Source organism: Bacillus cereus group sp. BfR-BA-01441, from assembly GCF_022663075.1.
Classification (GTDB): Bacteria; Bacillota; Bacilli; order Bacillales; family Bacillaceae_G; genus Bacillus_A; species Bacillus_A cereus.
On sequence record NZ_JAKUEU010000035.1, the window covers coordinates 23,650 to 49,977 of the forward strand.

A 26,328-nucleotide genomic window follows, 5' to 3' on the forward strand; every position below is an offset into this window, starting at 1 on the left:
TCCTCCTATTTTTGTAGCGTTTTTTCTACTATCCGATTTTTCAAAACCCACTCTTCAAACTGGGCACTTCCAAATTCCCAACTAAGATCGCGAGCATGTACAGAAAAAACGTAATGACCAGCATATTCGTCCATAAATCTCCCTAACTCTACATCGTCTTTCTGAATACCGTATACTCCAAAATTAAAATACACATCCCATACGTCTTCATTCTTTCTCTTATAAGCAATCGATTCCATATCACATTCTGTCCCGAAATAATCAAGATGTAAATGTACGCTATCATCGTATTCGTACTCCATTTTATCACCCCTTATATTTGTACTTCTTTACCTCCAAAAAAATTCCTGCTATCTACACTCACATATGGGCACTTACCTACATATCATGCTTGTAGAGTGACTTCTGGGAGGTGTTATATAGTGAAAAAATTAATCGCGATTTTTTGCATCATATTACTAGCTGTTTTTACTTTTGCTGCTTGTAGTAGTAAAAAAGAAAGTACGAAAGAACAAACCCAAAACATTCGCGTCGGCGAAGTTACCCATTCTCTCTTCTATGCCCCATTATATGTCGGGATTGAAAAAGGATTTTTTAAAGATGAAGGACTAAATATTGACCTACAAACAACAGCTGGTGGCGATAAAACGATGACCGCCCTATTATCTGGCGGAATTGATATTGCTCTCGTCGGTTCTGAAACATCTATTTACGTTCATCAACAAGGAGCGAAAGACCCTGTCATTAACTTTGCACAACTTACACAAACAGATGGGACATTTTTAGTTTCACGTAAAAAACTAGACTCTTTTAATTGGAATGACGTAAAAGGTGTTACATTTTTAGGACAGCGTAAAGGCGGCATGCCGCAAATGGTTGGGGAATATGTTTTAAAGAAAAATGGTATTGATCCTCGCAAAGATACGAACTTAATTCAAAATATCGAATTTGCTAATATTGCAAATGCCTTTGCATCTGGTACAGGAGAGTTTGTCCAGCTCTTTGAACCGACTGCAAGCATATTCGAAAAAGAAGGTAAAGGTTATATCGTCGCTTCATTCGGAAATGAATCTGGTACTGTTCCTTATACAACATTCATGGCAAAAGAAAGTTTCTTAAAGAAAGATAAAGCTGCTGCTGAAAAGTTCACACGTGCGCTCTATAAAGCACAGCAATGGGTTGATACACATAGTCCAGAAGAGATTGCTGATGCTGTTTCCCCGCTATTTAAAGACACTTCAAAAGACATTACAGTAAAAGTAATTGAACGGTATAAAAAGCAACATTCTTATGCGACAAATCCACTACTAGATGCGGAAGAATGGAAACAGCTCCAAACGATTATGAAAGACGCTGGTGAATTACAAAAAGAAGTCCCACATGAAGCGCTCGTCAATACAAAAATTGCCGAAAGCGTTATTAAGAAATAGAGGCGAAGTGTATGAGTTTTTTACAAATACGTAACGTTTCTCACTGCTTTTTTGCAAAAGAGAATGCCAAACTTATTCTTGAAGATATGAGCTTACAAGTGGAAGAAGGCGAATTTATTTCTATACTCGGCCCAAGTGGTTGCGGTAAAACAACGCTCCTCTCAATCATTGCTGGATTACTTGATCCAATTGATGGTATTGTCTTTTTAGATGGTGAACCAATTACAACGAAAACATCATCTATGGGATATATGTTGCAGCAAGATTACTTATTCCCGTGGAAAACGATTGAAGAAAATATTATGCTTGGACTTCATATTCGAAGGATTTATGATGAACAAATGAAAGAACATACTTTAAACCTTTTAAAGCAAGTCGGTCTACATGGGGTAGAAGGACAATATCCTCGTGAACTATCCGGCGGTATGCGTCAACGTGCTGCTCTCGTTCGAACGTTAGCAACTGATCCGAAAATTTTATTACTAGATGAACCATTCTCCGCACTCGATTATCAAACGAAGTTAAAACTAGAAGAACTCGTTTTCAACTTACTAAATAAATATAAGAAAACATCACTACTTGTTACTCACGATATTGAAGAAGCGATCGCGATGAGTGATCGTATTTATTTACTTCAAGCGAATCCTGGAAAAATCGCGAAAACCTTTATCGTCCCGGAAAGTATCCGTTCTTTATCACCGTTAGAAGCACGCCATCACTACGATTTCCCAGCCCTCTTTCAAGATATATGGAAGGAGCTGGAACGACTTGGATAATATAAAACTACTACATGAACAATTTCGAAAGAAAGAACGCAGGCGTGCTTGGATTGCTCGCTCACTACAGCTTTTACTACTTATTCTTTTCTTTGCACTATGGGAAATAGCTAGCAAAAAAGAATGGATCGATCCTTTACTCTTTAGTTCTCCTTCGAGTATTTGGGATCTCTTCTTAACGAAATGGATCGACGGTTCACTTTGGGTCCACATATGGACGACATTGCTGGAAACAGGAGTAGGCTTCATTCTCGGAACGGTACTCGGTGCTATTATTGCCACGTTTCTTTGGTGGATGCCACTTCTAGCCCGCGTACTTGATCCTTACCTCGTCGTCCTAAATGCAATGCCAAAAGTTGCACTCGGTCCAATCATCATCGTTATTTTCGGTCCAAACATTTCATCTTCTATCGCAATGGGAGTAATCATTTCCATCATCATTACCATTCTCGTTATTTACAGTGCATTTCAAGAAGTCGATTCTAACTATATAAAAGTGATGGATACATTTGGCGCAAATAAATGGCAATGTTATAAGCAAGTCGTTCTCCCTGCATCCTTTCCAGCAATTATCTCAACGTTAAAAGTAAATGTTGGTTTATCCTGGGTTGGTGTTATTTTCGGAGAACTTCTCGTTTCCAAACAAGGACTTGGCTACTTAATTAGCTACGGATTCCAAGTCTTTAACTTCACACTCGTCTTACTTAGCGTACTACTCACATGTGTTCTTGCAACTCTTATGTATGTATTTGTTGAGGCATTTGAAAAAATTCTAATTGGAAAAAGAAAAAGAAGCTGACTCAAAACAGTGCGCTATAGTCAGCTTCTTTCTTTTACCTTTTATCACACATTTTCGTTTCATTTGTAATGTTTCCATCCGCAACCGTAACTGTATGGAAACAGTCTTTCACACGTACTGTAACGACATTATCTTTTCGATCTATCACATGATAATCATTAAACTTTTCATTCAAAGCACTACGAATTTGCTCCCCTTCAAAAATCGGAAAACCGTGAGACATTACCCAAATGAGACCAGCAACAGCAAGAATCGTTTTCATACGTTTCATTACCTCCTCGAGAGTAAACTTATAGTCCCTACAACACGCGCATTATAATTGTGTCTAAATTGTGACATTTTTATACTAATTCTATTTTATACCGCAAGTTCCTTCTTCTTTTTGATAAAAATACAGAATTTTCAATTTTATCAACATAAAAAAACGCAAAGAATTAAAAATTCTTCACGCTTTTCTTTAACGAAACTATATCGAAAGCATACCTCACATTAGTCTCCACTTTGTTGTTCTATCGTTTTTGAAACATCATATAATCCCGACAGCACTTCCGCTCTCATTTTTACAAGCTCAGGGAACTGATAGAAGAAAGCAATTTTTTTATATTTTAACTCTGTTCCTTCTTTCACCTTTTTTGAATCTTGTAAAATGAACGCTGTAAATGTATCTGCGATATCCTCCGTTACATTTGTTGTTCCATACAGCGATACAAAATCATCATGCTTTTCTTTATAAAATTCAATTTGTGCCTCTTCACTTTCTTCTACTTTCTTTTCTGTCCACTCTTGCTCAATTGGTTTCCAAAATTCATTATAAAATTGGTTAATATACGAAGTTTTTCTCGCACATCCATTTTTCAAGAACACCGTGTTACATTTATTTCGATATGATGAAATGTCTTTCTCTTCATCAAACGCCTCTAAATATTTCCTATCCACTGGTACTTGTTTATGCCCAATCGTTAATACGTGAGCCGTTTCATGAATTAATGTTTTCATCACTTCATCTATATTCACCCCAGAATCGAGCACGTCTAAACTAAGCAACCAATCTCTCGGGTCATCCATACTTGGCATGACATGGGCAACAACGCCGTCATAACCATCCGTTATTAAATCCAACCCTGTTATATTCTCACGATATTTCACTGGAATGAGAGTGCGATACATGTCCCATAACGTTTCATGATACTCTCTATCTTGCCGCTGGCTTAACAAATCATCTTTTGCTACTTTGTCATCTGCAAAAACTTTATTCAATCTCTTACGATCCAATTTCTCAAAATAAGGATCTACAATTTCATCATCATCGATATAATAAGAAGCTAAAAAGAAGTAATTGTCATCCTCTTCTTTTTTCTGTTCCGCCTCTTTCATATTCATACTTTCATACTCTTCTATGTCATAATCCTCTACTTTTTCAAGTTCTGAAAGTCCCTCTATCTTTTTATATACTTTTTGTAATGTTTTATCTCCTATTTGCGTGCACTCTTCTTCTGTTTTACAAATTTCTTTTTCATTCGTAACCTCGATAGCACTCTCGCATCCTGCAACTAAACTGCTTGCTATAATACAACACACTAACTTGCCATACAGTTTCTTCATACAATCCCCCATTATTCCATTCTACAAAATATCATAATCATTTTTTTACGAATATGCGATAATTAATTATAAAAACTGCAAGGAGGCTTCCCATGATTCGTGCAATCTTATTCGACTTAGATGGAACACTATTAGATCGGCGCCAATCTTTAGAACAATTTATTTGTGAGCAATATAATCGCTTCGCCTCACATTTGAAGAGCATAGAGAAATCAAAGTATTGTTCTCGATTTCTTGAACTCGATAATAATGGCTATACGTGGAAGGATAAAGTATATGCTACTCTCCTTTCTGAATGCAACATTACTACTTTAACGCAAGAACAACTGCTACACGACTATATTACAAACTTCCAACATCATTGTATTCCTTTCAAAAACACGCATGAACTACTTCAACAGTTAAAACAGCGAAACATTAAAATTGGTATTATTACAAATGGTTTTACTGAATTTCAGATGAGCAACCTTCGAGCACTACATATACATACGTATACAAACACCATTCTCGTTTCAGAAGCTGAAGGAATTAAAAAACCTCATCCTGAAATTTTCGAACGTGCTTTGCAAAGACTAGATGTGAAGGCAGAAGAATGTCTTTATGTTGGAGATCATCCAGAAAACGATGTGCTTGGTTCTGAACAAGTAGGGATTCTTGGTGTTTGGAAAAAAGATTCGTTTTGGGGGAATTTTAAGCATTCACGTATCGTAGATGATTTGTTGGAGGTGCTTTCGTTTTTAGAGGTGGAGATAAAAATACAATAATAGTAATTAAATTATATCAACAATTTTCACAATATATTGATTTACCGACAAAAAATAATAAGAGGAGGCAGTTGTTCAAAAACGCCTCCTCTTATTATTCATATACTGTAAACTGCGGTTTACTCGGATGATCTTTTACTAGCGCATCATCTGGAAACTTTGAAACTTTTTGATATACGGCAATGTCGCCGATACACCCTGCTGTTAGTAGAATTCCTAAAAATGAGAGTGGCTCCAGATTCATAGCTAATCCCAATACAATTGGCAAAATTCCAGTTGGTAAAAACGGAAGCATTAACACTTTCTTCATTTGCTTTACTGTAACCGCCTGTTTAGAATGAGCATATGCAACACCTAATTTCCAATTAACGCCCCATTTTAGTTCACTCCACGGAACACCTCCGATATAGCGAAAGCCAATTAAATGTATCGCTTCATGAATACAAACGAGAACAATCATTGCGATAATAAAAAGAAACATCGTTAATAATGTAACTTCGACTTGAACCCCACCTGAAAGAAATATATGCAAATAACCAATTCCAAACGACAAAGCAATTATTATAAAAAATAAAGAAAAGTTTAATTTAACCATCGAAACAGTAACAGTCGTTTCTTTTCTTTTATCCATCTTCCCCCTCCTAAAATGTAAATATATCTTTACAAAATTGTATAATATCCCCAAAACAATGTAAAGATATGTTTACATTTATTCTTACATACAAAAAAAGAAACCGGCTACTTTACTTCGTAAAACAGCCGATTTCTTCTATATGTTTCATCGTACGCGCTAATACGTCATCGCGCATTATAAAGCTAAATTTTCTATTCGTTTTAATGTTGTCAGGAATGTCTTTTAATAAAACAGACCCTTTCGTTTCTTCGTAATGCGTATGTTCTTCTACCGCACTAATTGTTGCAAAATAAATGTTTTTAATGATTATTTTGTCTTTTCCAGATACTTTGTATTGTCCTAAGTAAGTTAAATCAGAAACTATGCCGCCGGTTTCTTCATGAACCTCTCGAACTGCCGCTTCTTCCGGTGTTTCCCCTAGTTCTACTTTACCACCCGGAAATTCAAGACCGCGACGTAAATGATGCGTTAATAACCATTGATCCCCGTACCGGCATACAACCCAAACATGCTTTGGCTCAGGAGAAAATGGATAACGTTCAAACGATAATTGTACAGTGTTGTGGTAATAATCTTTAAATTTGTACATGCCATTACTCCCCTATTGATGGTTACAAGTTTTTCCTACCACAAATTGTAGCATATTCTCGCTTTTCTGCATAATATTATCCAATTACAATCCATTGATTATTCCCATTTGCGCGACTAATTCTTTCGTCTCATGATTTCCTAAATCATAAATCATTTTATATGCTTTTTGTAGTTGTTCATCATATCGGTCATTATTTGAATCGTGATGATACTCAACAAATGGAACGTGGGAGCGTACAAATGCCCCTAAATCTTCTACATATGCTTGATCGAAGTGCTCTCTTAATTCCGTAATTTCCTCATCATTTGCGGAAATCTCAAAATTATACGTATCCGCCGTCTTCACTTGTGAAATTTGACCGTTTCCTATTGATATATAATATGTTTTTTTCGTCTCCATGTAACACCCTTCTTTCATCCTTTTAATTTCTATTATTTTCATCAATTACAAAATTATGTAAAATAAAGAAAAGGAGGGGTTTTATGTTCAAAATATTAATTATCGGTATTATCATCGTCCTAATTATCCTCGTACTCTCCATCATGACAATTAATAAAGGCTATGCTTATAAACATTCGGTCGATAAACTAGAAGATAATCCTTATACAAAAAAGAATAAGGAGGATTTATAATATGCTTCGTATACTCCGCATCACAATCGCACTCACTGTGATCGTTATGTCGGCAATTGGATTATATACAGGTCAAAACAATTTTTTACCTCTTTCACAATTTCTATTAGGGGCTTTAATGTTTCTCATCGCATTTGAACAAATAAAGAAAAAGGAATCAGCAACTGGACTTATTTGTATTATTGCCGGTGCTTTCATTTGGATTGTTCTCATTATTAGCTACATAAAATAAAAGAAGGTACATACATGCTAAAAGGAATCCGGATTACTGTATCACTTATCGCTTTCTCTATAGCAATTTATGGATTTTTTAATGGTAGTAGAGAAATAATCCCTTATATGTTTATCTCTTTAGGAGGTATGGCCCTCACCATAAGTTTAGAGGAAATATTAAAACGGCAAACAGGAGGTAGTGTGCTCGCTCTACTAGCAGGAGCCGCAGTTTTATTTATTGGTTTCACAGAAATATTCTAGTAAATGGTCTAAAGGGGGCTATACAATGCTAACTCTAACTATATTACGGATTTTTTTAGCATTTCTCATGCTTCTCTTACTCACTCTAAGCACTTATGTCCATTTTACCGATAATTTTTCACTTCTCCCATACGTACAATTTATTCTCAGTTGTTCCTTTATTCTTCTAGGAATTAATGAGTATCCCGTATTTTTTCGTTTCTAGTCTCATATTCTTCTTTTTAATATCAAACTCTTTCGCTACATGTAGAATAAAATTTTGATCAATTTAGCATTTATAATTATTTTCTCTCAGTAACTATTTCTTTCTACTTAAGGGGGATTCCATGTTAAAAAACATTCAAATCATAATCGCCACTATCGCTCTTTCTCTCGCCCTATTTAGCTTCTTTGCAAACTTCACTATTCTTTTACCTTACGTGTTTATCCTTTTAAGTATTATGTTTATCCTTTTTGGAATTGATGAAATGAAGAAACGGGAAAAAGCAAAAGCATTTGTTTATTTTCTCGGTTCTGCCTTTGTTTTATATGTTGGAGTATCTAATATATTTTCATAAAAAAGAAGAGTATGTTCGCTCTTAGTACAATAAAAAAACTGCCCTTTCACAGGCAGTTTTCCTTTTTATCCAAACACTTTCTCAAGTTCATCTTTATCTTGGCTTAACCAGAAGTTCATTAAGCGTTGTGCTCCTTCTAAGTCGTGAAGCTTCGCTTGACCACATTGTGTTTCATTTGCAGCTGGAATTTCTGTAATTTGAACCGCATCTTTTAATGTTAGTTCTAATAAATCAATGATTTCTCGTACTGTCGGTGTTCCGCTTACTACAAGATAATATCCTGTTTGGCAGCCCATCGGTGAAATATCGATAATATCAAAATGCGGATAACGATCAATATATTTACGTAAATTAAATGCTAATAAATGCTCTAACGTATGAATAACATCTGGTTTCATTGCTTGTTTATTCGGTTGGCAGAAACGAATATCAAATTTATTTACAATACCGTCACTACCTACATTGTGAACTCCGCAATGTCTTACATAAGGTGCCTTTACAATCGTATGATCTAATTCAAAGCTTTCTACTGATGGCATACAACATCTCTCCCGCTTTTAATTTAATTCCGTTATATCCAATATGATATAACGGAAATGCACATTAGTAAAGTATTATGTACAGTCGTGCTATAATACTTTAAGAATATGCTGAAAAGGAGACCGTTATGAAACAGATTTTTATTGGGATTATACGCTTTTATCAAAAATTCATTTCTCCGATGACACCACCAACATGCCGTTTTTATCCGACTTGTTCTCATTACGGATTAGAGGCGTTTCAAAAACATGGTGCACTCAAAGGTTTTTGGCTTACTTGTAAGCGTATATTAAAATGTCACCCTTTCCACCCGGGAGGATTTGATCCTGTCCCAGATAAAAAGGATGACAAAGTAAATTCTTAATTGTCGTAACCATTCACAACTAAATCTAATTTTCCTGTTTCAGGATCGATAACAAGACCGTGAACAGGTACTTCTTCTGGAAGTAACGGATGGTTGCGAAGTATCGATACGCTATGTTCTACACTTTCTTCTACACTAGAGAACCCTTGTAGGAATCTTTCTAAATCGATTCCAGAATAACGGAGTGTATCTAATTTCTCATTTGTTATACCGCGCTCTTTCATCTTCTCAATTGTACTGCTTGCCTGAATTTTTGCCATACCGCAATCGTGGTGACCAACTACACAAACTTCATCAGCACCAAGTTCATATACAGCAACTAAAATACTACGCATAATACTTCCAAATGGATGTGAAATAACAGCGCCTGCTACTTTAATAATTTTCACATCACCGTTACGCATATTCATCGCTTTCGGTAATAGTTCAACAAGTCGTGTATCCATACAAGAAATAATTACCATTTTTTTGTTTGGAAATTTCCCCGCTACAAACTCTTCATATTTTTTCTCTTCAACAAATTTCTCATTGTACTGCAAAATCTCTTCTAATGACTTCATAGTAAGGAACCCTCTTTTCTCTCATTTACACTACATAAATAGTGTACCAAAATATGAAAAGCTCAAAAAGGATATCGCTTTATAGTAAAAATAAGATATTTTCAGATAATCGACATAATTCTTTCAAAATATACACACAGCTTTGTAACAAGTTTCACATACTTTAAACGTATTTTCACTATAAACTGATTGTAGATAATGTAAAAAAGGAGTGAATATTCATTATGTCCGACGTTCTGTTACTGAGTCGTTTTCAATTTGCAATTACTATTTTTTATCACTTTTTATTTGTACCTTTGACAATCGGACTTGTCATTTTAGTAGCATGTATGGAAACTCAATACGCCCGCACATTGAATCCAACATACCGCAAAATGGCAAATTTCTGGGGTAAATTATTTACAATTAACTTCGTAATGGGGATTATAACCGGGATTACGATGGAATTCCAATTTGGAACAAACTGGTCTGAGTACTCCAAATATATGGGAGACATTTTTGGATCACCTCTCGCAATCGAAGCACTTGTTGCCTTCTTCTTAGAATCTACTTTCATGGGAATATGGTTATTCGGTAAAGACAAAATTTCACCAAAGTTCCGTGCCTTCTGCATGTGGATGGTTGCACTTGGAACAAATATTTCCGCCCTTTGGATTATTACAGCAAACGGCTTTATGCAAAACCCTGTTGGCTACGTAGTACGTAACGGCCGCGCTGAATTAAATGATTTCTGGGCACTCGTTACGAATCCATACGCTTGGAATATGTTCTTCCATACTGTAGTTGGTTGTTATATTGTTGGTGCTTTCTTCGTTATGGCAATTAGTGCCTATCACTTATTACGTAAAAATGAAGTTGAATTCTTCAAAAAATCATTTAAGTTCGGCTTAATGTTAGGCTTATTCGCCGCAACAATTACACCGTTTATGGGACATCAATCTGGTGTATCAGCAGCTAAATATCAACCCGCAAAAGGAGCTGCGATGGAAGCAGTTTGGGAAACTGGAAAAGGACAAGGCTTCTCAATTGTTCAAATTCCTGATGTAAAAAACGAGAAGAACTTTGAATTCCTTACGATTCCAAAACTCGGAAGCTTCTTCTACACAAATTCATTTGATGGCGAAATTGTTGGTTTAAAAGATATTCCGAAAGATGAACGTCCAAATGTTAACCTCGTGTATTATAGCTTCCGCTTAATGGTTGCACTCGGTATGTTCTTTATGGCATTAACTTGGTATGGCTTCTATTTAAACCGAAAAGGAAAACTAGAAAACTCAAAACGTTATTTAAAAATTACAATATGGTCTGTCTTACTTCCTTATATTGCGATTAACGCAGGATGGATTGTCGCTGAAGTAGGTCGCCAACCATGGACAGTATATAAGCTAATGCGTACAGCAGAATCTGTATCGCCTATATCTGTCCCGCAAATTTGGTTCTCATTAATTAGTTTAATTTTATTCTACACTTTACTTTTAATCGCAGACGTATACTTAATGCTGAAGTTCGCGAAAAAAGGACCTGCCGCATTAGAAGAACCTGCTACTGAGGGAGGTGTGGCTCATGTCTCATGATATGCTTGCAATCATCTGGTTCGGTTTATGGGGCGTGATTTGGACAGTTTACTTCATTCTTGACGGGTATGCACTTGGTAACGGAATGATTTTTCCTTTCGTTACGAAAGATCGACAAGAACGAAATCAATTACAAGAAGCAATTGGCCCGTTCTGGGGCGGTAATGAAGTATGGTTAATTACAGCTGGTGGCGCAACATTTGCTGCTTTCCCAGTCACATATGCTAATATGTTTAGTTATTTATATACACCGTTATTCTTAGTATTACTTGCACTATTTGCTCGTGCCGCTGGACTGGAATTCATGCATAAAGATGATTCACCAATTTGGCAAAAAACTTGTAAATGGGCATTTGCAATTGGCAGTTTCTTAATCGCCTTTTTATTCGGTGTTACATTTGCTAACTTGTATTACGGACTACAAATCGGAAAAAATGGCTATGAAGGAAATTTACTTAGCTTACTAAACCATTACGGTATTTTAGGCGGGTTGTTCTTCACTGCTATATTTGTCGTATCCGGTGCCCTTTGGGTCATGATTAAAACGACTGGTGAAGTATCTGATCGTGCTTATAAAATCGCAAGGCCATTTTCAATGGCAGCTGCTATTATTTTAGCTATCTTCTATGTAGCGACTGCTAATCGAACAAACTTATTCCAAAACTTTACGGAATATCCGGTACTATTCATTCTTCCAGTACTTGCAATGCTAATGAGTGTACTCGCACTAATTATGGTGTACAAACATAAAATTGGCCTTGCCTTCACATTCGTTTGCCTAACAATCGCAATGTTTATGACAACTGGCTTTGCAGGTATGTTCCCAAGAATGTTACCATCTCGTATTAACGATGCATACAGTACAACGTTATACAACGCAGCCGGTAGTCAATTAAACTTAAAAATTATGTTCTTCGTTGCAATGGTCATGGTACCAATCGTTATTGGATATCAGCTTTGGAGCTACAGTATATTTAAAAATAAAATTCATAAAGACTCTGCTAAAGGGTATCACTAAGGTAAAAAAAGACACTTCATTTGAAGTGTCTTTTTTATACGTATGATTTTCGATAAGATGTTATATTTCTAATCTAACAACTATACTACAGAAGAATCATTAACAGCTCACAGCTAGAGTGTAACATACAACAAACATGTTACTTTATGCAATTTTGCATTTTAAAATTATAACGTTGATTGAATAACTTGATCATACGCATCATTATCCCTTACATCCGCCGTACTAATCCCGCTAAACGTTTGTACTTTCATTCCTGTATTTGATGATCCCGATCCATTATAAGCCTTCGTCTTTTCAATCGGCTGTACGTTATATTTGTCACCTACATTAATTGTTCCATTGCAGTTTTCAATAATAACACCTTCCACAACTGCCGGCATTTTGTCACCCACTTTCATTTCTTTACTTTTATTTTATGAAAATCGCCTAGAAAAATAGCATGTTTCAATAAGAAAAAGCACTCAATTTGAGTGCTTTTTCTTTAAGCATAAAGACAAGTTTGGAGACAGTTGACTTCTTCAAAATTTTATTAGGGGTAATATTTTGAAAAAGAAAGCCTTTCATATGTAGGTTAACACCACTGGAATATATAGTAAATTGATAATATTTATACGGAAGATTGCTAATGTTTAGTATAGATAGTTTACACTATGCTAACAGTGTAAACTATCTATACTAATAAAAAAAGGTGCCTTCAAAAAAGACACCTTTCAAAAACAGACACTATAAAACAGAATTATTTATTGTTATACGATTGTTAGATACAAAAAGTAGAGGGAAATGTTTGTATGAAATTCTGCTTTATAAAGTCTGTCTACAACTTATATTGTAATCCTCTTCATTTGAAAAAAAATATAATATGCACAATTGCATACAAAAAGAAAAAGCACTCTACTGAGTGCCTTTTCAACCATTTTACTTTTAATATATCGCTTTGAATATATTGTAACATACGTATCTATATATTTTATTGAGAAAATTCAAAATCCTTTTTCTTTCATTTTCACTTATAAAATCATGTAATATAAAAGGTATGTCAAATTCTTATACAAGTTGAGGTGTACTATATTTATGATGTATTTCGGAATTATTCCTCTTATATTATTTATTATTTTTCTTATCTCATATTTAAAAGATCCGCGAAAAATAATAAACGGCTTTTTATTTAATGCCTTTATCTGTTTTTTCCTTCTTTTTTGTGTGATTGTATCATTGAACTCAGATAGTGATGTCCTACGCTACATTATATTTTTACCTTTTTTAGCACTTCTCATTATGCTTCCTTTCGGTATTGTTGCTTTAATGTTTGGGCTATTTCTTAATGCTAGAATTTTAATGAAGCGAGAAGGACGACGGTTCACTAACTGTTTAACACTCCTTGCTGCTTTAGGGATGTTATTCTTTATGTTACTCCCTATTATAAATCCAGCAAGTTTGGTTTCATCGCATTTAGAGCCTATTTTTGCAGCTATTTCTCTTATAAGCATATATTTCTTTATACACTTATCTAACTTCTTAAGTGCATATTTTTTATACCAATTCAACAGACCAAGACGTAATCAAGATTTCATCATCGTTCTTGGTAGCGGCTTAATTAATGATAAAGTACCACCTTTACTTGCAAGCCGCATTAATAAAGCGATTGACTTCTATTGGAAACAAGCCGCTGTTAATACACCACCAACAATTATTTTTTCTGGTGGACAAGGTCCAGATGAAGGTCTTCCAGAAGCGGAAGCGATGCAAAGTTACGCTGTTGAAAAAGGAATTCCTCTTGAACATACAGTCCAGGAAAATCGCTCTGTAAACACATATCAAAATATGCTGTTCTCTAAAGAAATTATGGATTCTTTAAAACCAGAAGGTAAATATAAAAGTATTTTTACAACGAATAATTTCCACCTTTTCCGCGCTGGTATATATGCAAGACAAGCCGGTCTTAATAGCCAAGGAATCGGATCAAAAACTGCATTTTATTACTGGCCTAACGCAATGATCCGTGAATATGTTGCGATTGTCGTAATGGGACGCAAGCGCCATATGAAAATATGTGGAACTATTTTAGGTTTCGCTTTATTCGTATCAGTACTTAGTTTTATATTTTCTTAATAGCATCCCATCCTTTGAAAGGATGGGATTTCTTATACTGATTTCAAAAATATTTTAAAGATAATATGGTGATAATATTCCCTGCATACATCCATTAAAGGAGAATTTTTTCAAATTAAATGTTAAAATAAAATTTAGGTGTGAATTACGTAACAAATAAGAAACTAGTTTGAAACGAGGAAATTACATGGAGAAAATTATCAAAAACAAGCCCAATAAGCTAAGAATTGCTTCAAAAGCTTTGATGATTATTATTGGGGCATTTATCACAGCGTACGGATTAGAAGCAGTATTAATTCCAAATAACGTATCAGACGGTGGTGTAACTGGTTTAAGTATCGTTAGTTCAAGATTATTTGGATTGCCATTAGGAGCTCTAATCGCAGTTATTAACATTCCTTTCGTTTGGTTAGGGTATAAGCAAATCGGTAAAAGCTTTGCGATTTATTCTATTATCGGAATTGCTTCATTAGCAGTAGGTACCGTTGTCATGCACGGAATACCAGCTATTATTGAAGGCGATACATTATTAGTTACAGTTGTTGGTGGTATTATCATCGGTTTTGGTATGGGACTAGCATTACGTAACGGTGGGGCATTAGATGGAATCGATATGCTTGCTGTATTGCTTTCTCGTAAGTTACCATTTGGAACGAGTGACCTTATTTTATTCTTAAACATGTTCGTATTTATTTTCGTATCAACGGTATTCGGCCTGCAAGGAGCTATCCTTTCGGCAATTGCTTACTTTATCGCTTCGAAAGTGATTCATATCGTTGAAGTTGGTTTAAGTGGTTCAAAAGCATTTAAAATTATTACAAAAGAGCCTGAATTAATGGTAGAAACAATTCGCGATCGTTTAGGCCGAAGTGCAACATATAACGAAGTATACGGTGGTTATTCAAGAGAGAAGTTTAAAGAAATTTCATGTGTAATTAACCGTTTAGAAGAAAGTAAAATGAAAGAACTTATTAATGAAATCGATCCACACGCCTTTATTACAGTTTATGACGTAGCAGAAGTAAAAGGCGGTAACTTTAAGAAACGTGATATTCATTAATCGTTATGAAAAAGAGGGTGTGCCAAAATTTTGGCACACCCTCTTTTTATTATTAAGTTGCTATCGTTGTCAGTTTTTGTCGGTAAGTCGATATATTTCAATAATCGCTGATATATTTTTACTTCCTCCCTTATGCCTAAATCGTACCACATGAGAGGAATTAATTCCCATAACAAAAAAAGACCAAAAAGCAAATTCCACTTTTCGGTCTCTACACTATCTTCTCTTCGTAATTTTTCCTGAACCACCGACCCTCGTTTTCGGAGGAGATGTATTCCTTGGCGGCGTTTTAATAGATGATTTTGGCTTCACATCTGATCCGCTTGAACCGCCTGGTGTTTTTGTAATCTTACCCTTGCTTCCAGTAGAAGGTGGGGGCGTCGTATTACTTCCTTTTTCAGTAATACTTCCCTTATCACCTACTGATGGTTTCGAATCTACATTATCGCCTCGCTTAATGATAGACCCTTTCCCTTCCTTCGTAATTGGAGGTGGGGTTTTCTTTTCTTCTTTTGTAGGTGGTCTCTCTGGAATAACTGGTTTATGATTTTGTCTATCGTTATATCCTCGATAATCACCGTATGATGATTTTCGTGAACCGAATATATCGTTTAATATGCTACCCATAATATATCCTTGCAAGAAGGACGGTTGGTAATTTTGACGGACAAATTCTTTATTACTTATTTCAATTAACGTATCAGATGGTTTCTCTTTATCCTTTTGCAGGTTATAAATCTTATCAGAATAAACGAGGAACATTTGATTTTCGTCTTCTTTAGATGCTTGCTGCGGTTCTCTTTCATTAATGAGTTCCTTTGCGACTTCAGGAACTGACCGATTGGCGGCCCTATACACGTAAGATTCTTGTTTACCTTCCTTGGCAACAGATTCAAGTGGATAACGGTCTTGAATCGACTTTGTCTGCCCGCCTTGACAACCTGATAAGGCATAACCAGCAACAACAAGTAATATAACGATAGCAAGTATAGGGATCACAAACGATTTAATCATGGTAAACAATCGGTTTGACATGATTACGCCCCCTTACGTTGCTCTTATAATTTGTACATCAGCAGGAATGATTGCTTCTCCCTCATACATCATTGTGCGACCATTTTGCCATTCAATACGCAATAATTTTCGATTATCTGATTGGAATTCCCATATATACTGTTCTTCTGAAGCTGAGAATGGAGTTTTTCCCATCACAACAACACGTCCGTTATATTGTTCTTCCATATGGTACTCGATATCATCCATTTCAATTGTCGTCGGAATTTCATCAATTGAATCTAAGCGACCATCAATTGGAGTATATAATTTGTAATACGTATTTTCTCGGTCTTCAATTTTTAAATAACGAATATCTTTTCCATCTTGCAATGTCAAAACAATTTCCTTACGCGAATGCATACTCGTTTTCCCAATTAATTCATACATAACTAATGAAACTTCAATCATATCGCCAGGAGCTAACGTTAAAAGACTCTTTTCCGGCTTCGGTGGCTCTGGGCTTTTCATTATATTTTTAATTCGTTTAAATAAACTCATGATCTACCCCTCCTTTTCTCTTTATAAACAAGCACCTAAAATTAGTGCACCAACAATATGTAATGATCCGGCTAACATCGCATGTGCAACGCTACCTTCTTTCGTACCTTCTTCTAAATCAAGACCAGACATTTTCTTTAATACGAATTCGATAAACATTTCTACCACTAATAAAATAACGAAAGAAACTGCTGATGCAAGAAGTGCTTGCCATAAATCATTTGCTTTCGTTATCGATTGAGATAAAATGTACCCTTGTGCAAATAATTTCATAATAAAACGAGTTGTTACAGCTGTATTTCCATTTTTGATTTCTTTTAAATCATTGTATTTTGTAAAAATTGAATCAACCCACATAATTGCAAATAAAAGTACTGCACTCGCTCCAGTCCATACAAGCATGGCAACTACATTCATCCATGTCATTGCAAAACCTCCTCTAAAATATAATAGAAAACCGACATGAATATATTTAGACATGTCGGTTCATTTGTCTTTATTCTATATTATTTCTCATACTGCTTCATAATACGAGCTAATTCATCGTCAACAGCAGAATTTTTGTTTAAGCTTGCGAATTCATCATCTAATGATTTTTCTTTCTTATAAACTTCACCGCTTGCTTCCGCTTCAGCCTCTAATTGAAGGGCTTTCTCTTCCATACGGCTTAAACCAGCTTTTGCTGAATTTGAATCAAATCCAGACATCGCCTGATTAATATTCTTTTGTGCTTTCGCAGCATTTACACGTGCTACAAGTGTTTCACGTTTATTTTTCAGCTCTGTTAATTGCTTACGCATTTCTTCTAGCTTTAGGCGCAGGTTATCAGCAGCAGTTTTATTTTGCTCGTAGCTTGCTTTATACTCATTCATTTTTTGCTCTGCATTTTGTTTTTCTTCTAATGCACGACGCGCAAGATCTAAGTTATTAGCTTGAACAGCCATATGAGCCTGCTCTTCACGTTTTTTCACAAGTGCTTCTTGCTCTTCAAATAATATTTTGAATTTCTTCTCAAGTGCGATTTGAGCTGCTACACTTTTCTCAGCCTCTTGTACATCGGCTTGCATATCGCGTAAATATTGATCAGTCATCTTAACTGGATCTTCCGCTTTTTCAATTAACGAATACACATTTGACATTGTTAAATCTCTTAATCGTTTAAATACAGACATCTAAATTCCTCCTATGATATACCTCATATTTCAAATTCACTACTTGGAAAACTGAAAAATCTCCCTTTACAGTAAAGAATATTCATTTTACAGCCTATGTGTTTATTATAACAAAACTAATATGTCCTTACATGTTATTTCCAAAATACATCCATTATAATATGACATTCTATATACAATATTGTATTTCTAATATATTCTCATTATCCCTCTTTGAAATTAACTTACTTTTGTGCAATTTCACTAAATTACATAAGTGTAATGTTACTGTAAGCTAACTCGATAGTTGCATTCCGATATTTCTTATACACTAATATCAGAAGCAACAAACAAGCTTCTTCGCATGTAAGCAACGATACAAAAATTGTATTTACTATAAAACATATAAAAGGAGAAATCATCATGAAAAAATTAGTAGGAATCGGATTAGCAGCAGCTATTTCACTTGGAGCATTATCAGGTTGTTCTTTATTAGGAGAAAAAGCGAACGGCTTTGTACTGTACGGATCAGAAGAACAAGTTCAGCAAATTACAGATAAAAACAAAAAAGAAGTGAAAGAAAAAGACTTCTATAAAATGAAAATGACAACATTAGATGGTAAAAAAGTTCTTGTAATGGATAAGAAAACTGGTGAAGAACTAGTGAAAAAAGAGTTACTTAGCAAGGTTGATGAAAAAGACAACACGAAACCACTTGATAAATTACCAGCTGTAACAACAGAACAAGGTGTATTATTTGCAAAAGAAAAAGTAGAAAATGCTGCACTTGATGGGGCAAAATTAAAATATGAAGGCAACACAATTATCGGAAGTGGTCGTGCATATACAGATATGTATGCGATTGTCGATGACGCAACTTACAGCAATGTAAAAGGTGATGAAAAATCTGTAGGTGTATTAAAATTTGATAAAGACCCAAGTAAAGAATTCCCTGGTTACAAAGGCGTAGAAGCTTCTCAACTTGTAAAAATTAAAAAGTAAAACAAAAAAGCTTTGCGAAATTCGCAAAGCTTTTTTCTATTTATTATGAGCAATTTGCTCCATATCCGGGCTACAAGTTTGCGACTGACATGACTTATTTAAAGAACATGCCGCGCATTTTCCTTTTTTACTTCTCTTTACAAAATTAACTAACGTATATGCTGCATAACCAAAAATGATAGCTCCAATTATAATATTGACCATCATCACAATACATCTCCTTCTAGAATCCGAGTAAGGATCCAACTTGGTATATAATGAGCGTTAATACATAAGCAACTACGAGTGGATAAACGACTGAGAAAATCGTCCACTTCGCTGATCCTGTTTCACGTTTAATAACAGCTACCGTCGCTAAACACGGAACATATAATAAAATAAAGAACATAAATGCATAAGCTGATAATGCTGTATAATGTGCTCCCATTACATTTCCAAGCACATCTTCTTTAACTGCATAAATAATTGCCATTGTAGAAACGACAACTTCCTTCGCTAAAAATCCTGTTAAAAGGGATGCTGCAGCTTGCCACGTTCCGAAGCCGAGTGGTGCAAATAATGGTGCGATAAATCCACCAATCATCGCTAAGTAGCTATCTCCCATATCAACGCCGAATCCTGATGGACCTGCATAGTTTAATAACCAAATAACAACCGAACCACCAAAGATGAATGTACCAGCTTTACGAACAAATCCCTTTCCTTTCTCCCACGTGCTTAGCCATAATGTTTTTGCTTGTGGCACACGGTAAGGCGGTAATTCAATTACGAAAATAGACTTTTCCGCTTTCAAAATTGTAAGAGACATAATTTTTGTAACTAATAACGCAAGAACAATCCCTGCAACATATAAAGAAAATACAACAGTCGCCTGACTATGCGGGAAAAATACGCCCGCAAATAATGCATATACAGGTAATCGTGCTGAACAAGACATAAATGGTGTTACTAAAATGGTAAGTAAACGTTCTTTTTCCTGTTCAATCGTTCTCGCAGCCATGATACCTGGAACGTTACATCCAAAACCGATAATCATCGGAATAAAAGCTTTTCCGTTTAAGCCGAAAAACTCCATAATTCTATCCATAACAACTGCAATTCGCGCCATATACCCTGAGTCTTCTAATAATGAAATAAAAAAGAATAGTGCAAAGATTTGTGGTACGAATACTAATACAGCACCAACACCGGCAATAATACCTTCTGTAACTAGTGCTTGAATAAAATCAGAAGCTCCAATACTTGTAAGTCCAGCCGTCACCCAATCCGTAAGCTGGCCACCAAAAAACTCATCTAACATATCCGATAAAGGTGTACCAATCCACGTAAACGTAACCTGAAAAATAAAAAACATAACTGCTAAAAAGATTGGAAGTCCTAAAATTTTATGTGTAATTAATCTATCAATTTTTTCTGAAAAAGGAATTTTTCCTTCTTTCTCATGCTTCATAACATTTGTTTTTAACTTTTCAATATACGCTTCACGAGTTTTGTAAATGTGCTCTTCTAACGTACAATCAAGTCTTCCTTCTAAGCGAGATCGAATGGCTATGAGTTCCTTATAAATTGGTAATGCTTTCATTTCTTTTTCTACTACTTCGTTATTGCTTAAAAATTGAAGTCCTAACCATCTCGGATGCTCGTAATTCGCTGTCTCTAAAAGAGCAATTACTTCTCCAATTCCTTCATCCATTTGTACACCATATGAAATAAGGAATGGCTTTTTCTCTTTTTTGTCATTTTCTTTAAGAGTCGTAAGCAGTTCTTCACAGCCTTTTCCACTTCTTGCAACAACAGGAACGACTGTTACACCTAATAGCTCTGATAATCGTTTTACATCAATGACAATTCCTCTTTGCTTCGCCACATCAACCATGTTTAAACCAATTGAGACTGGCTTACCAAATTCAAGTAACTGCAACGTTAAATGCATATTTCTTTCAAACTGCGAGGAATCTACGATATTTAACATATGATTAAATTCTTCTGTTAATAGAAAGTTTGTTACAACACCTTCATCACGTGAAACTGGATTTAAATCATAAACACCTGGTAAATCAATTAATGTTCCTTGTCTATCTTTTAATTTACCAACCTTTTTTTCTACTGTTACACCGCTCCAGTTTCCTACGTATTCATAAGAACCAGTAAGTGCATTAAATAATGATGTCTTCCCTGTATTCGGATTCCCTAGCAAAGCTACCTTATTCACGCTAATTCCACCTTTATCATTTTCGCGTCACAATGACGAATACTAATTAACTGTCCACGACACTCCAATGTACAAGGACCTTTGAACATCGCTTTCTGTTTCAAGCGAAGTTCGCTTCCTTCCGCAAGACCGAAAGCAGCTAGTCTACGCTTTAATAGCTGATCTAAAGACTGAATACTTTTTACTAACACTTTCTCTCCAATTTTAATATCTACTAAGCTCATAACCTTCCCCCTCAGAAGAGAATGATAATTATTTTCAAAAAAATTATACCACACCCAATTTCTCTTGTACTATACCCTTTTGCTTCATATTTATTAACATTTCGCTACAATTCTATTTCAATTATTGTCATACAGCATTTGTTTGCCATTCTCATCCATTTCGCTTACAATAAACAATAGCAAATAAAGAATCTCGTTATCACTGGGGGAGCCATGCCGCTGAGAGGGAACACTTCGTTCCGACCCTTCGAACCTGTTAGTTAATGCTAACGCAGGGATTGTGCAAACGTCCGAAATACATACCTCATTTTTATTTACGTATTTCGTATCCTCCTATGATATCTATTCTTTTTTGTACAACTTGGATTTAGGGGGAGACAACATGCGTAACACCAATTTACAAGCGATGATCGAATCTGCTATTCTTGCAGCCTTCGCCATGATTATCGATATTTTACCATTATCACTTAAACTTCCAACAGGCGGTTCTATCTCATTCGCTATGATTCCTATTTTTATTATTGCTTACCGCTGGGGCTTTAAATCAGCTTTCTTAGGCGGTTTAGTTTGGGGACTATTACAAATTGTCGTGGGAGATGCTTATATTTTAACACCTGTTCAAGCATTCATTGAGTACTTCATTGCCTTTGCTTTTATCGGATTTGCTGGCTTATTCTATCGTCCAATTCAAAAAGCACTTTTAACATCCAATGAAAATAGCTTAGAACAATCAAATTTAGGTAACCGTAAAGACAAACCTTCATCAAAACAAAATCAGGGTAAGAAAGTCCTTGCTTATATTATCCTTGCTACATTTATCGGTAGCTTTGCTCGCTATTTCTGCCACTTTATTGCCGGCATTATTTTCTGGGGACAATATGCGCCGAAAGGTCAATCAGCTGTGTTATATTCATTAATCGTAAATGGAAGTACAATGCTTGGTTCTTTTATTTTATGTACCGTTTTACTTATATTTTTATTTATCACTTCACCACGATTATTCAAAAGCATCAGTGCTTATCAAATGAATACACAAAAAAAGGGCGCTTAATGAGCGCTCTTTTTTCATATCGTAATATCAATTAAAAATACAATAAATGCGCAAAAGAAAATAAATACCATTATACTTAGCCAATTGCTATGCACGGTTCATCGACTCCTTACATAACCTCATTTTCTAAACAAATTATACTGATTAAAAATAAAGATTAGGTAAAGATAATATGAAAATAAATTAAAAAAGCATAGATCATATTGTCTACGCTTTTTTCGGTAAATAGAAATAAAATAATACACCATCTTCTGTATTTTCTGCCCCATATTCAGCATCATGTAGTTCTAAAATATTCTTTGAAATAGCAAGCCCAAGCCCCGTCCCACCTTGTGAACGCTGACGAGCTGTATCCACGCGATAAAAACGATCCCAAATTTTATCTAATTGCTCTTCTTCAATATGAGTACCTTTATTTTCAATGCACACTTTTATACGATTCTTCTCATCTATTGTAGAAATAATAATATCCTCTTTATTTGGTGTATATCGTATAGCATTCGTAATGAAGTTCACGATGACTTGTTCAATCCGGCCTTGATTTGCAATCACTTCAAATGAACTTATATTTTTATGAATATGAAGTTCTTTTTTCTCTATTTCCACAGATAGATGTTCACATATACCTTCAATTACTGTATCAATATAAAACGAATCTTTTTTCATTTTATATGTACCAGATTCAAATTTAGCTAACTCAAGCATATCCAAAATTAACGTATCCATTTTGTCTACTTCTCTCTCCATCGCCTGAAAATAATAATCCTTTTTATGCTCAGCTACCCCGTCTTTTAAAATAGAAATACAGCTTTTCATAATACTTAGCGGTGTTTTTAATTCATGTGAAACACCAGAAATGAATTCTTTTCGCGTCTTTTCTAACTTTCTTTCCTTTTCAATATCTTCTTCTAACTGCCCAATATGCGAATGGAGTTTATTTGATAGCACATTAATATTTTTCGATAAATCTCCAATTTCATCTTTTGAAGTAATCGGTATTTTTTCTGTAAAATCTAATTGTGCTATTTTCTTCGTCGTATCATTTATTTTTAATAATGGTTTTGCAATTTGTTTTGAATAATAAAACGAAGCTAAAAAAATAAGAACGACTACAAATGCAATGATATAGATGTAATAATCTTGCACCATTTGTACAGCTTCATCTACGGGCTGTAAAGAAGCCATCGCATAAATATATGTTACTGATCCATCTTTTTCTTTTATTGGTTTCATTAATAATTTATATTTTATATCATTCTTTTCATAGTCCATTGTCTTTGTTGAATACTCTATTTGATTACTCTCTTTTAGTAATACATCCGTTTGAAATTCTTTTATACTATCCAAAAATAAAGTATTTTTATAAATTGGATTTACGGGGCCTTTTACATCTGGAAACTGTACTTTCGTAACACGCCCTCCTATGTAAACATCTGGTTCTGGGGCAGCTTGCTCCTGAACGGCTGGCCTCTTCTCCTTAACAACTTGTTCCCCGGTTGCTTTCTTTTTCTCCTCATATAATTTTCTCATTTTCTCATTAAATGCTTTTTCTAGCGGTTTATTAGATCCGCTTAAATTCTGTTTAGATAAAGAAAAAGAGAATGGAATAAAACTATCTTCTTTTCTCACTCCAGAAAAATAAATTTCTTGCCCTAAAAAATGCTCTGATAATTTATTATCAATCTCCTCTATATTGACGAGATTACCTAAGGGAATTTTGAATATTTGTTGTCCAAAGCTCTTTTGTTGCCTACGATCTATCGTTACTTCAAAATAAAAATCATCTGCATGTTTTAAATTCCCGTTCTTATCTAATGTCGTAATCCACGTATTATTTTCTCTTAAAAAGTCTTGCTCTAGTTTCTGAATTTCTTCTGCATTTCCTGCATGATTTAAATAGTTCTTCCCAAAGGAATTTAAATTCACTTTAATATCTTCCACTTTTCGATTCGCATAATATTGTTTAAAAAATATCGTTTGTCCAATAAATATCGTCGCTAAAATCAACATGCACAATGCTGTTGTAAGAGTAAATAATTTTAGTACAATTCCATTCCTCATACATTGCCCTCAAATTTATAACCTGTGCGTACTACAGTTGTAATGTACTTTGCTTTCTCTCCTAATTTATTTCTTAAATTACGAATATGACTATTAACCGTTCGATCATCACCAGCAAATTCATATCCCCAAATTCTTGAAATGAGTTGCTCTCGCGTTAAAACGATTCCTTGATTTTTCATGAAATACACCAATATTTCAAACTCCGTATGCGTTAAACTAACATCTGCCTCATCAACAGTAACAGTACGCGACGGAAAATGGACATGGATGCCATGAATCGATAACGTATCATCTTCGTTCTCTAAAGGTTTCTTCGATGCTTTTCTACTTTCTAATAATCGTTTCGCTCTTGCTAATAAAATTGGCGGACTATACGGCTTCGTCACATAGTCATCTGCCCCAAGTTCAAAACCGAGTAACGTATCGTCTTCATCTACGCGCGCCGTCAGCATAATAATAGGCACCTCGGACGTCTTTCGAATTCTTCGGCAAACAGACCATCCATCAAGTTCTGGCAACATAATATCTAAAATAACTAAATCAACCTCTTCCTCTTCAAATACAACTAAAGCCTCTTTCCCGTCCCTCGCTTCAAACACTACATATTGCTCACTTAAAAAATAATCTTTTAATATTTCACGTAATATGTCTTCATCTTCAACAATTAAAATATTTTTTGACATAATTTATATATCCCCCTCCCGCTTTCAGAAACTATAATTTCACTTTGAATGACTGCCAGTTAACTTCGCCTCGATAATATATCTATCTGGTGCATTCCCTATATAATTAAATGGGTAACAAGTTGTCAGTGTTAATATCGGTTCTTCTTTTTTTATAATAACAGTACGATCATCCGCATGAGTAATCCATGTCTTTTGAATTTCATATGTGTACGTTTTATTATCATACTCTAAAACAAGGGTATCCTTTTCTTTCAACTCTCCTAAATCTGTAAATACAGTATCTCGATGTCCACTTAGTACAGTATGTCCCCCTCCAGATGGAGTTGTCGTTACATCACTAACGAACATTCCAACCCCTTTTTTCAGCGTTGCATCATCTGCTCCCCAATATATAGAAAACTTCTTTTTGATTTTCGGTATTTGTAACATCGCTACCTTTTCTCCTTCTTTATGTTCTGTTTGAGAAGAAGGCACTTGAGAAGTTACAGGTGTTTCACGAGAAAGTTGAGTATCTTGTATATTTTTAAGACTCTTTATTTCTTCTGCAGTTAATTGCCCGGCAGAGCTTCTTCCTTTATACCATTCCACAGCATAATAGGATCCCATGAATAGCCCTATAGCCATCAATATGATACCGATATAATTGAGTAACTTCATTCTTCATTCCTCCATGCCAAAAATGGTAGGAGTAACCTACCATTTTTAATATATGAAATTATCCCATTCTTTATAGGAAAATATTTTATTTACGCTTTAATCTTATTGCAACGATTCAAACCAAATAATGTACCTACCGCTACAAGACATGCACTTAATCCCATCATTACTACATTATTTGATGCTGTATTTGGTAATTTTTCACCTTGTACAACTGGCTTTGCTACTTCTTTTTTAGC

Annotated in this window: 35 protein-coding genes and 1 riboswitch; of the genes, 15 read left to right on the top strand and 20 right to left on the bottom strand. The window is 35.0% G+C overall.

Features of this window, described 5'->3' with window-relative positions; translation table 11 throughout:
- Positions 1-5 precede the first annotated feature (5 nt).
- On the bottom strand, positions 6-302 hold the full coding sequence (locus MR107_RS16080) for a DUF3986 family protein (protein ID WP_000455579.1): 297 nt from the start codon (positions 300-302) through the stop codon (positions 6-8).
- 120 nt (positions 303-422) lie between these two features.
- Here MR107_RS16080 and MR107_RS16085 point away from each other — a divergent pair, with 120 nt between their 5' ends.
- The 3 genes from MR107_RS16085 to MR107_RS16095 are packed head-to-tail and all read left to right on the top strand — an operon-like array spanning position 423 to position 3,005.
- Positions 423-1,430 (top strand): ABC transporter substrate-binding protein, encoded by a 1,008-nt coding sequence (locus MR107_RS16085; RefSeq protein ID WP_242292518.1) that lies wholly within the window; start codon positions 423-425, stop codon positions 1,428-1,430.
- Between the two features lie 11 nt (positions 1,431-1,441).
- Positions 1,442-2,206, top strand: coding sequence for an ABC transporter ATP-binding protein (locus MR107_RS16090; RefSeq protein ID WP_000009035.1), 765 nt, complete (start codon positions 1,442-1,444; stop codon positions 2,204-2,206).
- Positions 2,199-3,005: an ABC transporter permease gene (locus MR107_RS16095; protein ID WP_048656627.1), complete on the top strand. Its 807-nt coding sequence runs from the start codon at positions 2,199-2,201 to the stop codon at positions 3,003-3,005. The genes MR107_RS16090 and MR107_RS16095 overlap by 8 nt, the downstream gene beginning before the upstream one ends.
- 34 nt (positions 3,006-3,039) lie before the next feature.
- On the opposite strand, the gene MR107_RS16100 is transcribed toward MR107_RS16095, so the two are convergent.
- Both MR107_RS16100 and MR107_RS16105 read right to left on the bottom strand, forming a co-directional pair.
- Entirely contained in the window at positions 3,040-3,267 is a 228-nt protein-coding gene (locus MR107_RS16100; RefSeq protein ID WP_000849112.1) for a hypothetical protein, read from the bottom strand.
- 227 nt (positions 3,268-3,494) lie between these two features.
- Entirely contained in the window at positions 3,495-4,607 is a 1,113-nt protein-coding gene (locus MR107_RS16105; protein ID WP_000737832.1) for a hypothetical protein, read from the bottom strand.
- Positions 4,608-4,699: 92 nt separating this feature from the next.
- Between MR107_RS16105 and MR107_RS16110 the strand changes: the two genes are divergently transcribed.
- Positions 4,700-5,371, top strand: coding sequence for an HAD family hydrolase (locus tag MR107_RS16110; RefSeq protein WP_242292519.1), 672 nt, complete (start codon positions 4,700-4,702; stop codon positions 5,369-5,371).
- A gap of 94 nt (positions 5,372-5,465) precedes the next feature.
- On the opposite strand, the gene MR107_RS16115 is transcribed toward MR107_RS16110, so the two are convergent.
- From MR107_RS16115 to MR107_RS16125, 3 genes are all read right to left on the bottom strand, one after another.
- Positions 5,466-6,002 carry a DUF3267 domain-containing protein gene (locus tag MR107_RS16115; RefSeq protein ID WP_000361288.1) on the bottom strand — a complete coding sequence of 179 codons (537 nt, stop codon included), beginning with the start codon at positions 6,000-6,002 and terminating at the stop codon, positions 5,466-5,468.
- A gap of 112 nt (positions 6,003-6,114) precedes the next feature.
- Positions 6,115-6,594: an antimutator 8-oxo-(dGTP/GTP)ase gene (mutTA, locus tag MR107_RS16120; protein WP_000276385.1), complete on the bottom strand. Its 480-nt coding sequence runs from the start codon at positions 6,592-6,594 to the stop codon at positions 6,115-6,117.
- 84 nt (positions 6,595-6,678) lie between these two features.
- Positions 6,679-6,996: a hypothetical protein gene (locus tag MR107_RS16125; RefSeq protein ID WP_016123488.1), complete on the bottom strand. Its 318-nt coding sequence runs from the start codon at positions 6,994-6,996 to the stop codon at positions 6,679-6,681.
- Between the two features lie 83 nt (positions 6,997-7,079).
- Here MR107_RS16125 and ytzI point away from each other — a divergent pair, with 83 nt between their 5' ends.
- The 4 genes from ytzI to MR107_RS16145 all read left to right on the top strand — a co-directional run bounded on the left by ytzI (position 7,080) and on the right by MR107_RS16145 (position 8,260).
- The gene (gene ytzI / locus MR107_RS16130; protein WP_048568024.1) at positions 7,080-7,229 is read left to right on the top strand and encodes a YtzI protein; all 150 of its coding nucleotides are present in this window, start codon (positions 7,080-7,082) and stop codon (positions 7,227-7,229) included.
- Position 7,230: 1 nt separating this feature from the next.
- Entirely contained in the window at positions 7,231-7,461 is a 231-nt protein-coding gene (locus MR107_RS16135) for a DUF3953 domain-containing protein (protein WP_242292520.1), read from the top strand.
- 14 nt (positions 7,462-7,475) lie between these two features.
- Positions 7,476-7,703 carry a DUF3953 domain-containing protein gene (locus MR107_RS16140; protein ID WP_063246428.1) on the top strand — a complete coding sequence of 76 codons (228 nt, stop codon included), beginning with the start codon at positions 7,476-7,478 and terminating at the stop codon, positions 7,701-7,703.
- 326 nt (positions 7,704-8,029) lie between these two features.
- Entirely contained in the window at positions 8,030-8,260 is a 231-nt protein-coding gene (locus MR107_RS16145; protein WP_000916668.1) for a YczI family protein, read from the top strand.
- Between the two features lie 65 nt (positions 8,261-8,325).
- Here the strand turns inward: MR107_RS16145 and luxS are convergent, their stop codons facing one another.
- Entirely contained in the window at positions 8,326-8,799 is a 474-nt protein-coding gene (gene luxS, locus MR107_RS16150; protein WP_001141371.1) for an S-ribosylhomocysteine lyase LuxS, read from the bottom strand.
- A gap of 128 nt (positions 8,800-8,927) precedes the next feature.
- On the opposite strand from luxS, the gene yidD reads away from it, so the two are divergent.
- Positions 8,928-9,164, top strand: coding sequence for a membrane protein insertion efficiency factor YidD (gene yidD, locus MR107_RS16155; RefSeq protein WP_000809334.1), 237 nt, complete (start codon positions 8,928-8,930; stop codon positions 9,162-9,164).
- On the opposite strand, the gene MR107_RS16160 is transcribed toward yidD, so the two are convergent.
- Positions 9,161-9,724: a beta-class carbonic anhydrase gene (locus tag MR107_RS16160; RefSeq protein ID WP_048656633.1), complete on the bottom strand. Its 564-nt coding sequence runs from the start codon at positions 9,722-9,724 to the stop codon at positions 9,161-9,163. The genes yidD and MR107_RS16160 overlap by 4 nt on opposite strands.
- Before the next feature lie 224 nt (positions 9,725-9,948).
- Here MR107_RS16160 and cydA point away from each other — a divergent pair, with 224 nt between their 5' ends.
- Together cydA and cydB are read left to right on the top strand one after the other, a co-directional pair.
- On the top strand, positions 9,949-11,298 hold the full coding sequence (gene cydA, locus MR107_RS16165) for a cytochrome ubiquinol oxidase subunit I (RefSeq protein ID WP_001286188.1): 1,350 nt from the start codon (positions 9,949-9,951) through the stop codon (positions 11,296-11,298).
- A complete protein-coding gene (gene cydB / locus MR107_RS16170; RefSeq protein WP_000017662.1) occupies positions 11,288-12,316 on the top strand; it encodes a cytochrome d ubiquinol oxidase subunit II in 1,029 nt (342 codons plus the stop codon). Before cydA ends, cydB begins: the two co-directional genes overlap by 11 nt.
- A gap of 167 nt (positions 12,317-12,483) precedes the next feature.
- On the opposite strand, the gene MR107_RS16175 is transcribed toward cydB, so the two are convergent.
- Complete coding sequence (locus tag MR107_RS16175; RefSeq protein ID WP_002062565.1) at positions 12,484-12,717, bottom strand: spore germination protein; 234 nt, start codon at positions 12,715-12,717, stop codon at positions 12,484-12,486.
- Positions 12,718-13,390: 673 nt separating this feature from the next.
- Here MR107_RS16175 and MR107_RS16180 point away from each other — a divergent pair.
- Positions 13,391-14,428 (top strand): YdcF family protein, encoded by a 1,038-nt coding sequence (locus tag MR107_RS16180; RefSeq protein ID WP_000990094.1) that lies wholly within the window; start codon positions 13,391-13,393, stop codon positions 14,426-14,428.
- A 187-nt stretch (positions 14,429-14,615) separates the two neighbouring features.
- Positions 14,616-15,488 (top strand): YitT family protein, encoded by an 873-nt coding sequence (locus MR107_RS16185; RefSeq protein ID WP_000411246.1) that lies wholly within the window; start codon positions 14,616-14,618, stop codon positions 15,486-15,488.
- 216 nt (positions 15,489-15,704) lie between these two features.
- On the opposite strand, the gene MR107_RS16190 is transcribed toward MR107_RS16185, so the two are convergent.
- The 4 genes from MR107_RS16190 to MR107_RS16205 all read right to left on the bottom strand — a co-directional run bounded on the left by MR107_RS16190 (position 15,705) and on the right by MR107_RS16205 (position 18,214).
- Positions 15,705-16,523 (bottom strand): DUF4247 domain-containing protein, encoded by an 819-nt coding sequence (locus tag MR107_RS16190; protein ID WP_000071199.1) that lies wholly within the window; start codon positions 16,521-16,523, stop codon positions 15,705-15,707.
- Between the two features lie 12 nt (positions 16,524-16,535).
- Entirely contained in the window at positions 16,536-17,042 is a 507-nt protein-coding gene (locus tag MR107_RS16195; protein WP_000051743.1) for a DUF4178 domain-containing protein, read from the bottom strand.
- A gap of 21 nt (positions 17,043-17,063) precedes the next feature.
- Positions 17,064-17,468 (bottom strand): DUF350 domain-containing protein, encoded by a 405-nt coding sequence (locus MR107_RS16200; protein WP_000220087.1) that lies wholly within the window; start codon positions 17,466-17,468, stop codon positions 17,064-17,066.
- Between the two features lie 80 nt (positions 17,469-17,548).
- Positions 17,549-18,214 (bottom strand): PspA/IM30 family protein, encoded by a 666-nt coding sequence (locus MR107_RS16205; protein ID WP_025687310.1) that lies wholly within the window; start codon positions 18,212-18,214, stop codon positions 17,549-17,551.
- Between the two features lie 402 nt (positions 18,215-18,616).
- On the opposite strand from MR107_RS16205, the gene MR107_RS16210 reads away from it, so the two are divergent.
- Positions 18,617-19,195, top strand: coding sequence for a lipoprotein BA_5634 family protein (locus MR107_RS16210; protein WP_000737501.1), 579 nt, complete (start codon positions 18,617-18,619; stop codon positions 19,193-19,195).
- Between the two features lie 36 nt (positions 19,196-19,231).
- Here the strand turns inward: MR107_RS16210 and MR107_RS16215 are convergent, their stop codons facing one another.
- The 3 genes from MR107_RS16215 to MR107_RS16225 are packed head-to-tail and all read right to left on the bottom strand — an operon-like array spanning position 19,232 to position 21,631.
- On the bottom strand, positions 19,232-19,402 hold the full coding sequence (locus tag MR107_RS16215) for a FeoB-associated Cys-rich membrane protein (RefSeq protein WP_000989598.1): 171 nt from the start codon (positions 19,400-19,402) through the stop codon (positions 19,232-19,234).
- A gap of 16 nt (positions 19,403-19,418) precedes the next feature.
- Complete coding sequence (gene feoB, locus MR107_RS16220) at positions 19,419-21,407, bottom strand: ferrous iron transport protein B (protein ID WP_166694796.1); 1,989 nt, start codon at positions 21,405-21,407, stop codon at positions 19,419-19,421.
- Positions 21,404-21,631, bottom strand: a complete 228-nt coding sequence (locus MR107_RS16225; RefSeq protein WP_000060512.1) for a FeoA family protein — start codon at positions 21,629-21,631, stop codon at positions 21,404-21,406. The genes feoB and MR107_RS16225 overlap by 4 nt, the downstream gene beginning before the upstream one ends.
- 194 nt (positions 21,632-21,825) lie before the next feature.
- A riboswitch (TPP riboswitch) is annotated at positions 21,826-21,927 on the top strand.
- A gap of 86 nt (positions 21,928-22,013) precedes the next feature.
- On the opposite strand from MR107_RS16225, the gene thiT reads away from it, so the two are divergent.
- On the top strand, positions 22,014-22,682 hold the full coding sequence (thiT, locus tag MR107_RS16230; protein ID WP_001246588.1) for an energy-coupled thiamine transporter ThiT: 669 nt from the start codon (positions 22,014-22,016) through the stop codon (positions 22,680-22,682).
- A 207-nt stretch (positions 22,683-22,889) separates the two neighbouring features.
- Here thiT and MR107_RS16235 read toward each other — a convergent pair whose 3' ends face one another.
- The 4 genes from MR107_RS16235 to MR107_RS16250 form a co-directional block, all read right to left on the bottom strand.
- Positions 22,890-24,743 (bottom strand): sensor histidine kinase, encoded by a 1,854-nt coding sequence (locus tag MR107_RS16235; RefSeq protein ID WP_086692040.1) that lies wholly within the window; start codon positions 24,741-24,743, stop codon positions 22,890-22,892.
- The gene (locus tag MR107_RS16240) at positions 24,740-25,429 is read right to left on the bottom strand and encodes a response regulator transcription factor (protein WP_000041848.1); all 690 of its coding nucleotides are present in this window, start codon (positions 25,427-25,429) and stop codon (positions 24,740-24,742) included. Before MR107_RS16240 ends, MR107_RS16235 begins: the two co-directional genes overlap by 4 nt.
- Positions 25,430-25,468: 39 nt before the next feature.
- A complete protein-coding gene (locus MR107_RS16245; protein WP_048538819.1) occupies positions 25,469-26,089 on the bottom strand; it encodes a class D sortase in 621 nt (206 codons plus the stop codon).
- Between the two features lie 89 nt (positions 26,090-26,178).
- The coding region (locus tag MR107_RS16250) for an LPXTG cell wall anchor domain-containing protein (protein WP_242292521.1) at positions 26,179-26,328 on the bottom strand (150 nt) is incomplete at its 5' end.

Bases quoted from the DNA above. Each gene is read 5' to 3' on its own strand.
- MR107_RS16190 (WP_000071199.1), bottom strand. From the start codon at position 16,523: ATGTCAAACCGATTGTTTACCATGATTAAATCGTTTGTGATCCCTATA.
- MR107_RS16240 (WP_000041848.1), bottom strand. From the start codon at position 25,429: ATGTCAAAAAATATTTTAATTGTTGAAGATGAAGACATATTACGTGAA.
- MR107_RS16125 (WP_016123488.1), bottom strand. From the start codon at position 6,996: ATGGAGACGAAAAAAACATATTATATATCAATAGGAAACGGTCAAATT.
- MR107_RS16200 (WP_000220087.1), bottom strand. From the start codon at position 17,468: ATGACATGGATGAATGTAGTTGCCATGCTTGTATGGACTGGAGCGAGT.
- MR107_RS16175 (WP_002062565.1), bottom strand. From the start codon at position 12,717: ATGAAAGTGGGTGACAAAATGCCGGCAGTTGTGGAAGGTGTTATTATT.
- MR107_RS16245 (WP_048538819.1), bottom strand. From the start codon at position 26,089: ATGAAGTTACTCAATTATATCGGTATCATATTGATGGCTATAGGGCTA.
- MR107_RS16140 (WP_063246428.1), top strand. From the start codon at position 7,476: ATGCTAAAAGGAATCCGGATTACTGTATCACTTATCGCTTTCTCTATA.
- MR107_RS16145 (WP_000916668.1), top strand. From the start codon at position 8,030: ATGTTAAAAAACATTCAAATCATAATCGCCACTATCGCTCTTTCTCTC.
- cydB (WP_000017662.1), top strand. From the start codon at position 11,288: ATGTCTCATGATATGCTTGCAATCATCTGGTTCGGTTTATGGGGCGTG.
- ytzI (WP_048568024.1), top strand. From the start codon at position 7,080: ATGTTCAAAATATTAATTATCGGTATTATCATCGTCCTAATTATCCTC.
- MR107_RS16115 (WP_000361288.1), bottom strand. From the start codon at position 6,002: ATGGATAAAAGAAAAGAAACGACTGTTACTGTTTCGATGGTTAAATTA.
- MR107_RS16105 (WP_000737832.1), bottom strand. From the start codon at position 4,607: ATGAAGAAACTGTATGGCAAGTTAGTGTGTTGTATTATAGCAAGCAGT.
- MR107_RS16180 (WP_000990094.1), top strand. From the start codon at position 13,391: ATGATGTATTTCGGAATTATTCCTCTTATATTATTTATTATTTTTCTT.
- MR107_RS16110 (WP_242292519.1), top strand. From the start codon at position 4,700: ATGATTCGTGCAATCTTATTCGACTTAGATGGAACACTATTAGATCGG.
- MR107_RS16210 (WP_000737501.1), top strand. From the start codon at position 18,617: ATGAAAAAATTAGTAGGAATCGGATTAGCAGCAGCTATTTCACTTGGA.
- MR107_RS16195 (WP_000051743.1), bottom strand. From the start codon at position 17,042: ATGAGTTTATTTAAACGAATTAAAAATATAATGAAAAGCCCAGAGCCA.
- MR107_RS16100 (WP_000849112.1), bottom strand. From the start codon at position 3,267: ATGAAAACGATTCTTGCTGTTGCTGGTCTCATTTGGGTAATGTCTCAC.
- MR107_RS16135 (WP_242292520.1), top strand. From the start codon at position 7,231: ATGCTTCGTATACTCCGCATCACAATCGCACTCACTGTGATCGTTATG.
- MR107_RS16090 (WP_000009035.1), top strand. From the start codon at position 1,442: ATGAGTTTTTTACAAATACGTAACGTTTCTCACTGCTTTTTTGCAAAA.
- MR107_RS16215 (WP_000989598.1), bottom strand. From the start codon at position 19,402: ATGATGGTCAATATTATAATTGGAGCTATCATTTTTGGTTATGCAGCA.
- MR107_RS16225 (WP_000060512.1), bottom strand. From the start codon at position 21,631: ATGAGCTTAGTAGATATTAAAATTGGAGAGAAAGTGTTAGTAAAAAGT.
- yidD (WP_000809334.1), top strand. From the start codon at position 8,928: ATGAAACAGATTTTTATTGGGATTATACGCTTTTATCAAAAATTCATT.
- thiT (WP_001246588.1), top strand. From the start codon at position 22,014: ATGCGTAACACCAATTTACAAGCGATGATCGAATCTGCTATTCTTGCA.
- MR107_RS16205 (WP_025687310.1), bottom strand. From the start codon at position 18,214: ATGTCTGTATTTAAACGATTAAGAGATTTAACAATGTCAAATGTGTAT.
- MR107_RS16235 (WP_086692040.1), bottom strand. From the start codon at position 24,743: ATGAGGAATGGAATTGTACTAAAATTATTTACTCTTACAACAGCATTG.
- MR107_RS16160 (WP_048656633.1), bottom strand. From the start codon at position 9,724: ATGAAGTCATTAGAAGAGATTTTGCAGTACAATGAGAAATTTGTTGAA.
- luxS (WP_001141371.1), bottom strand. From the start codon at position 8,799: ATGCCATCAGTAGAAAGCTTTGAATTAGATCATACGATTGTAAAGGCA.
- mutTA (WP_000276385.1), bottom strand. From the start codon at position 6,594: ATGTACAAATTTAAAGATTATTACCACAACACTGTACAATTATCGTTT.
- MR107_RS16185 (WP_000411246.1), top strand. From the start codon at position 14,616: ATGGAGAAAATTATCAAAAACAAGCCCAATAAGCTAAGAATTGCTTCA.
- MR107_RS16080 (WP_000455579.1), bottom strand. From the start codon at position 302: ATGGAGTACGAATACGATGATAGCGTACATTTACATCTTGATTATTTC.
- cydA (WP_001286188.1), top strand. From the start codon at position 9,949: ATGTCCGACGTTCTGTTACTGAGTCGTTTTCAATTTGCAATTACTATT.